At 58.0% G+C, this 13,714-nt stretch carries 15 protein-coding genes; all 15 read left to right on the top strand.

From position 1 onward, the window contains the following. The first annotated feature begins 5 nt into the window (after positions 1–5). The 15 genes from HF257_RS16635 (at position 6) to HF257_RS16705 (ending at position 13,705) form a co-directional block, all read left to right on the top strand. Positions 6–803 (top strand): ParA family protein, encoded by a 798-nt coding sequence (locus HF257_RS16635; protein WP_185709609.1) that lies wholly within the window; start codon positions 6–8, stop codon positions 801–803. Between the two features lie 9 nt (positions 804–812). Continuing rightward, entirely contained in the window at positions 813–1,685 is an 873-nt protein-coding gene (locus tag HF257_RS16640; RefSeq protein ID WP_016970690.1) for a ParB/RepB/Spo0J family partition protein, read from the top strand. A 148-nt stretch (positions 1,686–1,833) separates the two neighbouring features. Beyond that, the gene (locus HF257_RS16645; RefSeq protein WP_010565865.1) at positions 1,834–2,241 is read left to right on the top strand and encodes a F0F1 ATP synthase subunit I; all 408 of its coding nucleotides are present in this window, start codon (positions 1,834–1,836) and stop codon (positions 2,239–2,241) included. 16 nt (positions 2,242–2,257) lie between these two features. Further along, positions 2,258–3,127 (top strand): F0F1 ATP synthase subunit A, encoded by an 870-nt coding sequence (gene atpB, locus HF257_RS16650; protein WP_017736231.1) that lies wholly within the window; start codon positions 2,258–2,260, stop codon positions 3,125–3,127. A 133-nt stretch (positions 3,128–3,260) separates the two neighbouring features. After that, a complete protein-coding gene (atpE, locus tag HF257_RS16655) occupies positions 3,261–3,518 on the top strand; it encodes a F0F1 ATP synthase subunit C (RefSeq protein ID WP_002555987.1) in 258 nt (85 codons plus the stop codon). A 56-nt stretch (positions 3,519–3,574) separates the two neighbouring features. Then, the gene (locus HF257_RS16660) at positions 3,575–4,045 is read left to right on the top strand and encodes a F0F1 ATP synthase subunit B (RefSeq protein WP_008439543.1); all 471 of its coding nucleotides are present in this window, start codon (positions 3,575–3,577) and stop codon (positions 4,043–4,045) included. Positions 4,046–4,057: 12 nt separating this feature from the next. After that, the gene (locus HF257_RS16665) at positions 4,058–4,594 is read left to right on the top strand and encodes a F0F1 ATP synthase subunit delta (RefSeq protein ID WP_185709608.1); all 537 of its coding nucleotides are present in this window, start codon (positions 4,058–4,060) and stop codon (positions 4,592–4,594) included. Positions 4,595–4,615: 21 nt separating this feature from the next. Beyond that, positions 4,616–6,160: a F0F1 ATP synthase subunit alpha gene (gene atpA / locus HF257_RS16670; protein ID WP_185709607.1), complete on the top strand. Its 1,545-nt coding sequence runs from the start codon at positions 4,616–4,618 to the stop codon at positions 6,158–6,160. Positions 6,161–6,210: 50 nt separating this feature from the next. After that, complete coding sequence (gene atpG, locus HF257_RS16675) at positions 6,211–7,071, top strand: F0F1 ATP synthase subunit gamma (protein ID WP_010207685.1); 861 nt, start codon at positions 6,211–6,213, stop codon at positions 7,069–7,071. A gap of 27 nt (positions 7,072–7,098) precedes the next feature. Beyond that, on the top strand, positions 7,099–8,475 hold the full coding sequence (gene atpD / locus HF257_RS16680) for a F0F1 ATP synthase subunit beta (protein ID WP_010207684.1): 1,377 nt from the start codon (positions 7,099–7,101) through the stop codon (positions 8,473–8,475). A 44-nt stretch (positions 8,476–8,519) separates the two neighbouring features. Next, positions 8,520–8,936, top strand: coding sequence for a F0F1 ATP synthase subunit epsilon (locus HF257_RS16685; RefSeq protein WP_003177061.1), 417 nt, complete (start codon positions 8,520–8,522; stop codon positions 8,934–8,936). Positions 8,937–9,059: 123 nt separating this feature from the next. Beyond that, positions 9,060–10,427: a bifunctional UDP-N-acetylglucosamine diphosphorylase/glucosamine-1-phosphate N-acetyltransferase GlmU gene (glmU, locus tag HF257_RS16690; protein WP_185709606.1), complete on the top strand. Its 1,368-nt coding sequence runs from the start codon at positions 9,060–9,062 to the stop codon at positions 10,425–10,427. Between the two features lie 229 nt (positions 10,428–10,656). Beyond that, on the top strand, positions 10,657–11,424 hold the full coding sequence (locus HF257_RS16695; protein WP_105695863.1) for a DeoR/GlpR family DNA-binding transcription regulator: 768 nt from the start codon (positions 10,657–10,659) through the stop codon (positions 11,422–11,424). Between the two features lie 10 nt (positions 11,425–11,434). Next, complete coding sequence (gene glmS / locus HF257_RS16700) at positions 11,435–13,267, top strand: glutamine--fructose-6-phosphate transaminase (isomerizing) (RefSeq protein ID WP_185709605.1); 1,833 nt, start codon at positions 11,435–11,437, stop codon at positions 13,265–13,267. A 63-nt stretch (positions 13,268–13,330) separates the two neighbouring features. Next, positions 13,331–13,705 carry a hypothetical protein gene (locus HF257_RS16705; protein ID WP_185709604.1) on the top strand — a complete coding sequence of 125 codons (375 nt, stop codon included), beginning with the start codon at positions 13,331–13,333 and terminating at the stop codon, positions 13,703–13,705. The last annotated feature ends 9 nt before the right edge of the window (positions 13,706–13,714 follow it).

Consider the following 13,714-nt stretch of genomic DNA (forward strand, 5'->3'; position numbering starts at 1 on the left):
CAAGAATGGCTAAGGTATTCGCGATAGCGAACCAAAAAGGTGGCGTGGGCAAAACCACCACCTGCATCAACCTCGCAGCATCCCTGGTGGCTACCAAGCGCCGGGTGCTGTTGATCGATCTCGATCCACAGGGCAACGCCACCATGGGGAGCGGTGTGGATAAACACGGCCTGGAAAACTCGGTCTACGACTTGCTGATTGGCGAGTGTGACCTGGCGCAGGCCATGCACTTTTCCGAACATGGCGGTTATCAACTACTGCCTGCCAACCGCGATTTGACCGCGGCGGAAGTGGTGTTGCTGGAAATGCAGATGAAAGAAAGCCGTCTGCGCAGCGCCTTGGCGCCGATCCGCGAGAACTACGATTACATCCTGATCGACTGCCCGCCGTCATTGTCGATGCTGACCTTGAACGCGTTGGTGGCGGCCGACGGGGTGATTATCCCCATGCAGTGCGAGTACTACGCACTGGAAGGGTTGAGTGACCTTGTGGATAACATCAAGCGTATTGCCGAGTTGCTCAATCCCAACCTGCAGATCGAAGGCCTGCTGCGGACCATGTTTGATCCGCGCCTGAGCCTGATGAACGATGTGTCCGCGCAGCTCAAGGAACACTTTGGCGATCAGCTGTACGACACAGTGATCCCGCGCAACATCCGTTTGGCCGAAGCGCCAAGCTACGGCATGCCTGCGCTGGCCTACGATAAAGCTTCGCGTGGCGCCATTGCCTACTTGGCCCTGGCCGGCGAGATGGTTCGTCGCCAACGCCGCAACTCACGCACCGCTGCCGCCCAGCCAACTTAAGGAATCCCCATGGCCGTCAAGAAACGAGGTCTCGGACGTGGACTGGATGCACTGCTGAGTGGTCCGACTGTCACGTCGCTTGAAGAACAAGCGGTGCAGGCCGACGAGCGCGAGTTGCAACACCTGCCCCTGGACTTGATCCAGCGCGGCAAATACCAGCCCCGTCGGGACATGGACCCCCAGGCGCTGGAGGAATTGGCTAATTCCATCAAGGCCCAGGGCGTAATGCAGCCGATCGTGGTACGCCCAATCGGCGGCGGACGCTTTGAAATCATCGCCGGTGAACGCCGCTGGCGCGCGAGCCAGCAGGCCGGCAAGGAAACCATCCCGGCGATGGTGCGCGATGTACCGGATGAAACCGCCATCGCTATGGCGTTGATCGAGAACATCCAGCGTGAAGACCTCAATCCGATCGAAGAAGCGATCGCTCTGCAGCGCTTGCAGCAGGAATTCCAGCTGACCCAGCAACAGGTGGCCGAGGCTGTGGGTAAATCCCGCGTGACCGTGTCCAACCTGCTGCGCCTGATCGCATTGCCGGAAGTCATCAAAACCATGTTGTCCCACGGCGACCTCGAAATGGGTCACGCCCGTGCTTTGCTCGGTTTGCCGGAAAATCAACAGGTTGAAGGGGCGCGACACGTTGTCGCACGGGGTCTTACTGTTCGCCAGACCGAGGCCCTGGTGCGCCAGTGGCTCAGCGGTAAACCTGCACCGGTCGAAACAGCCAAACCTGATCCGGATATCGCCCGTCTCGAGCAGCGCCTGGCCGAGCGCCTGGGCTCTGCGGTGCAGATTCGCCACGGCAAGAAAGGCAAAGGCCAATTGGTCATCGGATATAACTCTCTCGATGAGCTCCAGGGCGTCCTTGCCCACATCCGCTGAAACATTTGCTTATGTAGCGCGTGATCGGAAATCACTACCCGACAGTTGAATAGGGGCTGAACCGCCCCTATACTCTGCGCGCATTTTGTCGGCACAAATTATGCCAAGTTATTGATTTCCGGCAGCCGACCATTGAGGAGCAAGAGTGATGGAAACCCGCACGCCAAACACGTTGCCGTTCCATCGCTTGGCCGTTTTCCCGGTTTTATTGGCTCAATTTGTCATTTTACTGATCGCTGCTTTGGCGCTTTGGTACTGGCATGGAGTCGTAGCCGGATATTCAGGACTCTGCGGAGGCCTGATAGCCTTGCTGCCCAATATGTATTTTGCTCACAGGGCCTTTCGGTTTTCCGGCGCCCGAGCAGCCCAGGCTATCGTCCGGTCATTTTATGCCGGCGAGGCAGGGAAACTGATTTTGACGGCAGTGCTGTTTGCACTGACCTTTGCAGGTGTGAAGCCATTGGCGCCGCTGGCTGTATTCGGCGTCTTCGTGTTGACCCAACTGGTCAGCTGGTTCGCTCCCCTGCTAATGAAAACAAGACTTTCGAAACCTTAGGGCGTTTGAGGCAACCATGGCAGAAACAACCGCTTCGGGCTATATCCAGCACCACTTGCAGAACCTGACCTTCGGTCAGCTTCCTAATGGCGGCTGGGGCTTTGCCCACTCCGCAGCAGAGGCCAAAGAAATGGGCTTCTGGGCTTTCCACCTGGATACTCTGGGCTGGTCGGTCGCATTGGGTCTGATTTTCGTCCTGATTTTCCGCATGGCGGCAAAGAAGGCGACTTCCGGTCAGCCAGGTGCTTTGCAGAACTTCGTTGAAGTATTGGTCGAATTCGTCGATGGCAGCGTGAAAGACAGCTTCCATGGCCGTAGCCCGGTGATTGCACCGCTGGCACTGACCATCTTCGTCTGGGTGTTCCTGATGAACGCCGTCGACCTTATCCCGGTTGACTGGATTCCTCAGCTCGCCATGGCGATCAGCGGTGATCCGCACATTCCATTCCGTGCCGTATCGACCACCGACCCTAACGCTACCCTGGGCATGGCCCTTTCGGTATTCGCGTTGATCATTTTCTACAGCATCAAGATCAAGGGCATCGGCGGTTTCATCGGCGAACTGACCCTGCACCCGTTCGGCAGCAAGAACATCTTCGTTCAAGCCCTGCTGATCCCGGTGAACTTCCTGCTGGAATTCGTAACCCTGATCGCCAAGCCGATTTCCCTGGCTCTGCGACTGTTCGGCAACATGTATGCCGGCGAGTTGGTGTTCATTCTGATCGCTGTGATGTTCGGCAGCGGCCTGCTCTGGCTTAGCGGCCTGGGCATTGTTCTGCAGTGGGCGTGGGCTGTGTTCCACATCCTGATCATCACCCTGCAGGCCTTCATCTTCATGATGTTGACCATCGTCTACCTGTCGATGGCGCACGAAGAGAACCATTAAGACCAGTCTCGACTAGTCTGATGTCCTTCCCGGTAACACGGGAAGGTGGCCCAACAGGGCTATGAAACGATTTGTTTTACCGCTTTAAAATCTAAAAAACCTAAACCATACGACGTAAAAGTCGGGAGGAAAGATGGAAACTGTAGTTGGTCTAACCGCTATCGCTGTTGCACTGTTGATCGGCCTGGGCGCCCTGGGTACTGCCATTGGTTTCGGCCTGCTGGGCGGCAAATTCCTGGAAGGCGCAGCGCGTCAGCCAGAAATGGTTCCAATGCTGCAAGTTAAAATGTTCATCGTTGCCGGCCTGCTCGACGCCGTGACCATGATCGGTGTTGGTATCGCTCTGTTCTTCACCTTCGCGAACCCCTTCGTTGGTCAACTCGCCGGTTAATCACTCGTTTTTTCGAGTGATTGGTGTGTTGTGCAACGAACGAGCGAGGTATTGGCGTGAACATTAATGCAACCATTATTGGTCAGTCCTTAGCGTTCTTGATTTTTGTCGTTTTCTGCATGAAGTTCGTATGGCCTCCGGTCATCGCAGCTCTGCACGAACGTCAGAAGAAGATCGCGGATGGACTGGACGCTGCAGCACGAGCAGCTCGCGACCTGGAGTTGGCCCAAGATAAAGCGGGTCAACAACTGCGCGAAGCGAAAGCTCAGGCAGCCGAAATCATTGAGCAAGCCAAGAAACGCGGTAACCAGATTGTTGAAGAGGCTGTTGAAAAAGCCCGTATCGACGCTGACCGTGTGAAGGTTCAGGCTCAGGCCGAGATCGAGCAGGAACTGAATGGTGTCAAAGATGCGCTGCGTGCCCAACTGGGTGCTCTGGCCGTCGGCGGTGCTGAGAAGATCCTGGGTGCCACAATCGATCAAAACGCGCACGCGGAGCTGGTTAACAAACTGGCTGCTGAAATTTAAGCGAGGGCGATCATGGCAGAATTGACCACGTTGGCCCGACCTTACGCTAAGGCAGCCTTCGAGCACGCCCAGGCCCACCAGCAGCTGGCCTCTTGGTCAGCCATGCTCGGCCTGGCTGCAGCAGTGTCGCAAGACGACACCATGCAGCGCGTGCTCAAGGCCCCGCGACTGACGAGCGCAGACAAGGCCGCCACTTTTATTGAAGTGTGCGGCGACAAGTTTGATGTGAAAGTGCAGAACTTCATCCACGTCGTTGCCGAAAACGACCGTCTCCTGCTTCTGCCGGAGATCGCCGCTCAGTTCGACCTGTACAAGGCCGAGCAAGAGAAGTCGGTAGACGTTGAAGTGACCAGTGCTTTCGCATTGGACCAAGAACAGCAAGACAAACTCGCCAAGGTTCTCAGTGCACGACTCGACCGGGAAGTGCGCCTGCAAGTTGCGGAAGACAAGTCCCTCATTGGGGGCATTGTCATTCGCGCCGGCGACCTGGTTATCGATGGCTCGATTCGCGGCAAACTCGCGAATCTTGCCGAAGCATTGAAATCTTGAGTTTGAAGGGGCAGCAGAGCAATGCAGCAACTCAATCCTTCCGAAATAAGTGAAATTATCAAGGGCCGCATCGACAAGCTCGATGTGACCTCCCAAGCCCGTAACGAAGGCACTGTCGTCAGCGTATCTGACGGTATCGTGCGGATTCACGGTCTGGCCGACGTAATGTCCGGCGAGATGATCGAGTTTCCGGGCGGCGTCTTCGGTATGGCCCTCAACCTGGAGCAGGACTCCGTAGGTGCCGTTATCTTGGGCGCATACCAGTCTCTGGCTGAAGGCATGAGCGCCAAGTGCACCGGCCGCATCCTGGAAGTTCCGGTTGGTAAGGAACTGCTGGGTCGCGTAGTCGACGCACTGGGTAACCCTGTTGACGGCAAAGGTCCACTGGGCAACACCGAGACCGACGCGGTCGAGAAAGTTGCTCCAGGCGTGATCTGGCGTAAGTCGGTAGACCAGCCTGTACAGACTGGCTACAAGGCTGTCGATGCCATGATCCCTGTCGGCCGTGGCCAGCGTGAGCTGATCATCGGCGACCGTCAGATCGGTAAAACCGCTCTGGCCATCGACGCGATCATCAACCAGAAAGACAGCGGCATTTTCTGCGTCTACGTAGCTATCGGTCAGAAACAATCGACCATCGCCAACGTGGTTCGCAAGCTGGAAGAAAACGGCGCACTGAAAAACACGATCATCGTGGCTGCCAGTGCTTCCGAATCGCCTGCGCTGCAGTACCTGGCTCCTTACGCCGGTTGCACCATGGGTGAATTCTTCCGCGACCGCGGTGAAGACGCGCTGATCGTTTATGACGATCTGTCCAAGCAAGCAGTGGCTTACCGCCAGATTTCCCTGCTGCTGCGCCGTCCACCAGGCCGTGAAGCATACCCAGGTGACGTGTTCTATCTCCACTCCCGTCTGCTGGAGCGCGCATCCCGCGTTTCGGAAGAGTACGTAGAGAAGTTCACCAACGGCGCAGTGACCGGCAAAACCGGTTCCCTGACCGCACTGCCGATCATCGAAACCCAGGCTGGCGACGTTTCCGCGTTCGTTCCGACCAACGTGATTTCCATCACCGACGGTCAGATCTTCCTGGAATCGGCCATGTTCAACTCGGGCATCCGCCCTGCAGTGAACGCCGGTGTTTCGGTATCCCGTGTGGGTGGTGCCGCTCAGACCAAGATCATCAAGAAGCTCTCCGGTGGTATCCGTACCGCTCTGGCTCAGTACCGTGAACTGGCGGCATTCGCCCAGTTCGCTTCTGACCTGGACGAAGCGACCCGTAAGCAACTTGAGCATGGTCAGCGCGTTACCGAGCTGATGAAGCAGAAGCAATACGCCCCAATGTCGATCGCTGACATGGCGTTGTCGCTGTATGCCGCTGAGCGTGGGTTCCTGACTGACGTCGAAATCACCAAGGTTGGCAGCTTTGAACAAGCGCTGATTGCTTACTTCAACCGCGATCATGCCGACTTGTTGGCCAAGATCAACGTGAAGGGTGACTTCAATGACGAGATCGACGCTGGCCTGAAAGCCGGTATCGAGAAGTTCAAGGCCACCCAAACCTGGTAAGCCGCAGCGGGAGCCGCAAGGCTCCCGCTTGCTAACCTGATAGGTGTTACATGGCAGGCGCAAAAGAGATTCGCAGTAAGATTGCGAGCATCAAAAGCACGCAAAAAATTACCAGCGCCATGGAAAAAGTGGCGGTCAGCAAAATGCGCAAGGCACAAATGCGCATGGCTGCTAGCCGTCCTTATGCGGAGCGTATCCGCCAGGTAATTGGGCATCTGGCCAACGCCAACCCGGAATACCGCCACCCATTCATGATCGACCGCGAAGTTAAGCGCGTTGGTTATGTGGTTGTGAGCAGTGACCGTGGTTTGTGCGGTGGTTTGAATACCAACCTGTTCAAGGCCCTGGTCAAGGACATGGCGGTAAACCGCGAAAAAGGCGTCGAGATCGATCTGTGTGTTGTTGGTAGCAAGGGTGCGGCCTTTTTCCGCAACTTCGGCGGTAACGTCGTTGCAGCTATCAGCCACCTGGGTGAAGAGCCGTCGATCAATGATTTGATCGGCAGTGTGAAGGTGATGCTGGATGCATACCTGGAAGGCCGGATTGACCGCCTCTCCGTGGTATCCAACAAGTTCATCAACACCATGACCCAGCAGCCAACCGTGGAGCAATTGATTCCACTGGTGGCGACTCCGGATCAGGAACTCAAGCACCACTGGGACTACCTCTACGAACCAGACGCCAAAGAGCTGCTTGACGGCTTGATGGTGCGCTACGTGGAGTCGCAGGTGTACCAGGCGGTGGTCGAGAACAACGCAGCTGAACAAGCGGCGCGGATGATCGCGATGAAAAACGCTACCGATAACGCCGGTGATCTGATCAGCGATTTGCAGCTGATCTACAACAAGGCGCGTCAGGCTGCGATCACCCAAGAGATCTCGGAAATCGTCGGCGGCGCTGCCGCGGTTTAACGGTTCAAATATTCAGAGGATCCAGCTATGAGTAGCGGACGTATCGTTCAAATCATCGGCGCCGTTATCGACGTGGAATTTCCACGCGACAGCGTACCGAGCATCTACAACGCGCTGAAAGTACAAGGCGCGGACACTACTCTGGAAGTTCAGCAGCAGCTGGGCGACGGCGTAGTTCGTACCATTGCGATGGGTTCCACCGAAGGCTTGAAGCGCGGTCTGGACGTTGTCGACTCTGGCGCAGCCATCTCCGTACCGGTCGGTAAAGCGACCCTGGGCCGGATCATGGACGTACTGGGCAACCCGATTGACGAAGCTGGCCCGATCGACACCGAAGAGCGTTGGGGCATTCACCGTCCAGCACCTTCGTTCGCGGAACAAGCTGGCGGCAACGACCTGCTGGAAACCGGCATCAAGGTTATCGACCTGGTTTGCCCGTTCGCCAAGGGCGGTAAAGTCGGTCTGTTCGGTGGTGCCGGTGTAGGCAAGACCGTAAACATGATGGAACTGATCCGTAACATCGCCATTGAGCACAGCGGTTATTCCGTGTTCGCCGGTGTGGGTGAGCGTACTCGTGAGGGTAACGACTTCTACCACGAGATGAAGGACTCCAACGTTCTGGACAAAGTGGCACTGGTTTACGGTCAGATGAACGAGCCGCCGGGAAACCGTCTGCGCGTAGCACTGACTGGCCTGACCATGGCCGAGAAGTTCCGTGACGAAGGTAACGACGTTCTGCTGTTCGTCGACAACATCTACCGTTACACCTTGGCCGGTACTGAAGTATCCGCACTGCTGGGCCGTATGCCTTCTGCAGTAGGTTACCAGCCGACCCTGGCCGAAGAGATGGGCGTTCTGCAAGAACGTATCACTTCGACCAAGGAAGGTTCGATCACCTCGATCCAAGCGGTATACGTACCTGCGGATGACTTGACCGACCCGTCGCCAGCGACCACCTTCGCCCACTTGGACGCCACCGTCGTACTGTCCCGTGACATCGCTTCCCTGGGTATCTACCCAGCGGTCGATCCACTCGACTCGACTTCGCGCCAACTGGACCCGAACGTGATCGGCCAGGAGCACTACGACACCGCTCGCGGCGTTCAGTACGTGCTGCAGCGTTACAAAGAACTGAAGGACATCATTGCGATCCTGGGTATGGACGAGCTGTCGGAAGCCGACAAGCAGTTGGTAAACCGTGCTCGTAAGATCCAGCGTTTCTTGTCGCAGCCGTTCTTCGTGGCTGAAGTCTTCACCGGTGCCTCGGGGAAATACGTTTCCCTGAAAGACACCATTGCTGGCTTCAAAGGCATCCTCAACGGTGACTACGACCACCTGCCAGAACAAGCGTTCTACATGGTCGGCGGCATCGAAGAAGCGATCGAGAAAGCCAAGAAACTGTAATCCAAGCGCCCGGAAACGGGCGCTCATCAGGTTGAGGCAATCAGATGGCTATGACAGTCCATTGCGATATCGTCAGCGCGGAAGGGGAAATCTTCTCCGGTCTGGTAGAGATGGTGATTGCACACGGCGAACTCGGTGACCTTGGTATTGCCATGGGTCACGCGCCGTTGATCACCAGCTTGAAGCCAGGTCCGATCACTCTGACCAAGCAAGGCGGGGAAAAGGAGGTGTTTTACATCTCCGGTGGTTTCCTTGAGGTTCAGCCGAACATGGTCAAGGTACTTGCCGACACCGTGCAACGTGCTGGCGACCTGGATGAAGCCTCCGCTCAGGAAGCCGTCAAGGCTGCCGAGAAGGCCCTGAACGAAAAGGGTGCGGACTTCGACTACAGCGCTGCTGCTGTACGTCTGGCCGAGGCTGCAGCCCAGCTGCGCACGCTCCAGCAAATCCGCAAGAAGTAAGCGGCCATGCCGTCACGCTTCAAGCGCGATTGATTAAAAAGGGTAGCCTCGGCTACCCTTTTTCTTTTTCTGCACAAAACATCTCTGGTCTGAAGACGGACCTCTCAGGATTGGTAGCCATTCATGTCTCTTGAAATCGTCATTCTCGCTGCAGGCCAGGGCACTCGCATGCGTTCGGCCTTGCCCAAGGTGCTGCACCCGGTAGCCGGCAACTCCATGCTGGGCCACGTTATCCACAGTGCCCGTCAGTTGGAGCCACAACGTATCCACGTGGTGATCGGCCACGGTGCCGATGCGGTGCGCGAACGCCTGGCCGCGGACGACCTGAATTTCGTATTGCAAGACAAACAACTCGGCACCGGGCACGCCACTGCGCAAGCCGTGCCGTTCATCACCGCCGATACCGTATTGATCCTCTACGGCGATGTACCGCTGATCGAAGTGGAAACGCTGCAGCGTCTGCTCAAGCACGTGGTGCCAGGCCAGATGGGCCTGCTCACCGTTGAGCTGGACGACCCCACCGGTTACGGGCGCATCGTGCGCAACGCTGACGGCAAGGTGGCTGCCATCGTCGAGCATAAAGACGCCAGCGATGCCCAACGCGCCATTACCGAAGGCAACACAGGCATTCTGGCGGTGCCGGCTAACAAGCTCGCCGACTGGATGAGCCGCCTGTCCAACAACAACGCCCAGGGCGAGTATTACCTCACCGATGTCATCGAAATGGCCGTGAGCGATGGCCTTCTGGTCGCCACCGAGCAACCCCACGACCCGATGGAAGTGCAGGGCGCCAACGACCGCAAGCAGCTTTCAGAGCTGGAGCGTCACTACCAGCTGCGCGAAGGTCGGCGCTTGATGGCCCAAGGCGTGACCCTGCGCGACCCGGCACGCTTTGACGTTCGTGGCGAAGTCACTGTCGGTCGCGACGTGCTGATCGACATCAACGTGATCCTTGAAGGCCGCGTGATCATCGAAGACGATGTGGTGATTGGCCCGAACTGCGTGATCAAGGACAGCACCCTGCGCAAAGGCGTGGTGATCAAGGCCAACAGCCACCTGGACGGCGCGGTGATGGGCGAAGGCAGCGATGCCGGCCCGTTTGCGCGGTTGCGCCCTGGCAGCGTGCTGGAAGCCAAGGCCCATGTGGGTAACTTTGTCGAACTCAAAAACGCACACTTGGGCGAAGGCGCCAAGGCCGGTCACCTGACCTACCTGGGCGATGCCGTCATCGGCGCACGCACCAACGTCGGCGCTGGCACCATCACCTGCAACTACGATGGCGCCAACAAGCACCAGACCGTGTTGGGCGAAGATGTATTCATCGGCTCGAACAACTCGTTGGTTGCTCCGGTGAAAGTCGGCGATGGCGCCACCACGGCGGCTGGTTCCACCATCAACCAGGATGTGGATAACTTGCAACTCGGCGTGGCTCGCGCCCGTCAGCGCAACATCGACGGCTGGAAACGTCCGGAGAAAATCAAGAAAAGCTGAGTTATCCACAATCTCATCAGCAACAACTATTCAATGTGGGAGCGGGCTTGCTCGCGAATACGGTGTGTCAGACCCGAATGATTTGACTGACACACCGCATTCGCGAGCAAGCCCGCTCCCACATTTACCCTCTGTCACTTCGACATTTTTCTACGCCCCCGCTTGACGACCTTTCGCTAATAGGTTTTGATTGCCTTCGTTATCTTTCGAAGCGAAACTTATCATCACCATGTCGAAACGAAATACACCCCAACGGCGCCACAACATCCTCACCTTGCTCAATGAATTGGGCGAAGTGAGCGTGGACGAGTTGGCCAAGCGTTTCGAAACCTCGGAAGTGACCATCCGCAAGGACCTGGCTGCCCTCGAAAGCAACGGCTTGCTGCTGCGTCGCTACGGCGGCGCAATCACCATGCCGCAGGAACTGGTGGGTGACGCCGCTCAGCCGATCTCGGTGTACAAGCGCGCTATCGCCCGTGCCGCCGTAATGCGCCTGCGTGAACACGCCCGCATCATCATCGACAGTGGCAGTACCACCGCCGCGATGATTCCTGAACTGGGCCACCAGCCTGGCTTGGTGGTGATGACCAACTCCTTGCACGTAGCCCGTGCCCTGAGCGAACTGGAGCACGAGCCGGTGCTGTTGATGACCGGCGGCACGTGGGACCCGCACTCGGACTCGTTCCAAGGCCAGGTCGCCGAGCAAGTGCTACGTTCCTACGACTTTGATCAACTGTTTATCGGCGCCGACGGCATCGACCTGGAGCGAGGCACTACCACTTTCAACGAACTGCTGGGGCTGAGCCGCGTGATGGCTGAGGTCGCCCGCGAAGTGGTGGTGATGGTCGAATCCGACAAGATCGGCCGCAAGATTCCCAACCTGGAACTGCCCTGGAGCAGCGTCCATACCCTTATCACCGATGATCGCCTGCCGCTTGAGGCCCGCGACCAGATCCAAGCCCGCGGCATTACGCTGATATGCGCGGCAATCATCTAGGAGAAACACCATGTGTGGCATCGTAGGCGCAGTCGCTGAACGTAACATTACCCCCATCCTGCTCGAAGGCCTCAAGCGCCTGGAATACCGCGGTTATGACAGCGCAGGTGTAGCTGTCTTCACCAACGCCGGCAAGCTTGAACGCATGCGCCGCCCAGGCAAAGTCAGCGAGCTGGAGCAAGCCCTGGCGGGTGAGCCTCTGGTTGGCCGCCTTGGCATTGCCCACACCCGCTGGGCAACCCACGGTGCGCCGTGCGAGCGTAACGCTCACCCGCATTTCTCCGGCGACCTGGCGGTGGTGCACAACGGCATCATCGAAAACCACGAAGTGCTGCGCGAACAACTTAAGGGCCTGGGCTACGTATTCACTTCGGACACTGATACCGAAGTCATCGCCCACCTGCTCAACCACAAACTCAAGGACCACAGCGACCTGACCACCGCCCTCAAGGCGACGGTCAAGGAACTGCATGGCGCCTACGGCCTGGCAGTGGTCAGCGCCAGCCAACCAGACCGCGTAGTAGCCGCTCGCAGTGGTAGCCCATTGGTGATCGGCCTGGGCCTGGGCGAAAACTTCCTTGCCTCCGACCAACTGGCCTTGCGTCAGGTTACCGACCGCTTCATGTACCTGGAAGAAGGCGATATTGCCGACATCCGCCGTGAAAGCGTGGCGATCTGGGACGTCAACGGTAACGCTGTCGAGCGCGAAGCCGTGCAATACCGCGACGGCGCCGAAGCCGCCGACAAAGGTGAGTTCCGTCACTTCATGCTCAAGGAAATCCACGAGCAGCCATCCGTGGTACAGCGCACGCTGGAAGGTCGCTTGAGCCAGAACCAAGTGCTGGTCAACGCGTTCGGCCCACAAGCCGCCGAGTTGTTCGCCAAAGTGCGCAATGTACAGATCGTTGCTTGCGGCACCAGCTACCACGCCGGCATGGTTGCCCGTTACTGGTTGGAAGAACTGGCCGGCATTCCGTGCCAGGTCGAAGTCGCCAGCGAGTTCCGCTACCGCAAGGTCGTGGTGCAGCCCGACACCCTGTTCGTGACCATCTCCCAGTCCGGCGAAACCGCCGACACCTTGGCCGCCCTGCGTAATGCCAAGGAACTGGGCTTCCTTGCCAGCCTGGCGATCTGCAACGTCAGTATCAGCTCGTTGGTACGTGAGTCGGACCTGACCCTGCTGACCCAGGCCGGTCGCGAAATCGGTGTAGCGTCGACCAAAGCTTTCACCACCCAACTGGTCGGCCTGTTGCTGCTGACCCTGTCCCTGGGCCAAGTGCGCGGCACCCTGGCCGAGGGTGTTGAAGCCACCCTGGTCGAAGAATTGCGTCGCCTGCCAGCCCGCCTCGGCGAAGCCCTGGCCATGGACAGCACCGTGGAAAAAGTCGCCGAACTGTTCGCCGACAAGAATCACACCCTGTTCCTCGGCCGTGGCGCGCAATACCCAGTGGCGATGGAAGGTTCGCTCAAGCTCAAGGAAATCTCCTACATCCACGCCGAAGCTTATCCAGCCGGTGAGCTGAAACACGGCCCATTGGCCCTGGTGGATGACGACATGCCGGTGGTGACCGTCGCGCCGAACAACGAACTGCTGGAAAAGCTCAAGTCCAACCTGCAAGAAGTACGCGCCCGTGGCGGCCAACTGGTGGTGTTCGCTGACGAAAAAGCCGGCATGACCAATGGCGAAGGTACCCACGTCATCAACATGCCGCACATCCACGACACCTTGTCGCCGATCCTCTACACCATCCCGTTGCAACTGCTGTCGTACTACGTCGCCGTGCTCAAGGGCACCGACGTTGACCAGCCGCGTAACCTGGCGAAGTCGGTGACCGTGGAGTAACACGGCATGTCCTGGAGGCCCATCGGGCCTCCAGGTTCAGCCCGACGAAAGGATTCGACCTCGATGCATACCCCTATTTCCCCAATCAGCGACCGTTTGCACGGTCGCCGGTTTGCAGTCGCGAACAACACCCAAGGCCTCTCTGGCGCCGGCACGGTATTTCATTACCAAGTCGACGGAGAGGCCATCTCGGGTACCTATCAAGGTGGCCGGATTCGCACCGGCCAGCAGGTGGGGCGCGTAACAGGCCCGAACACCCTCGAACTGCTTTTCCAGTGCCTGACCACGGAAGGCGAGCTATTGGCCGGCTGGTCGCAAGGAACGGTGGGCGTTGATGAGGCAGGACGTACCACACTGGCCTTCGTGTGGGGTTGGTTATCCGGCGCCACGGGCGGCGGTGAGTCCCACTACGTGGAACTCGCACCTCGCCTGTATTGAGCGGGCGTT

This window comes from Pseudomonas cremoris (assembly GCF_014230465.1).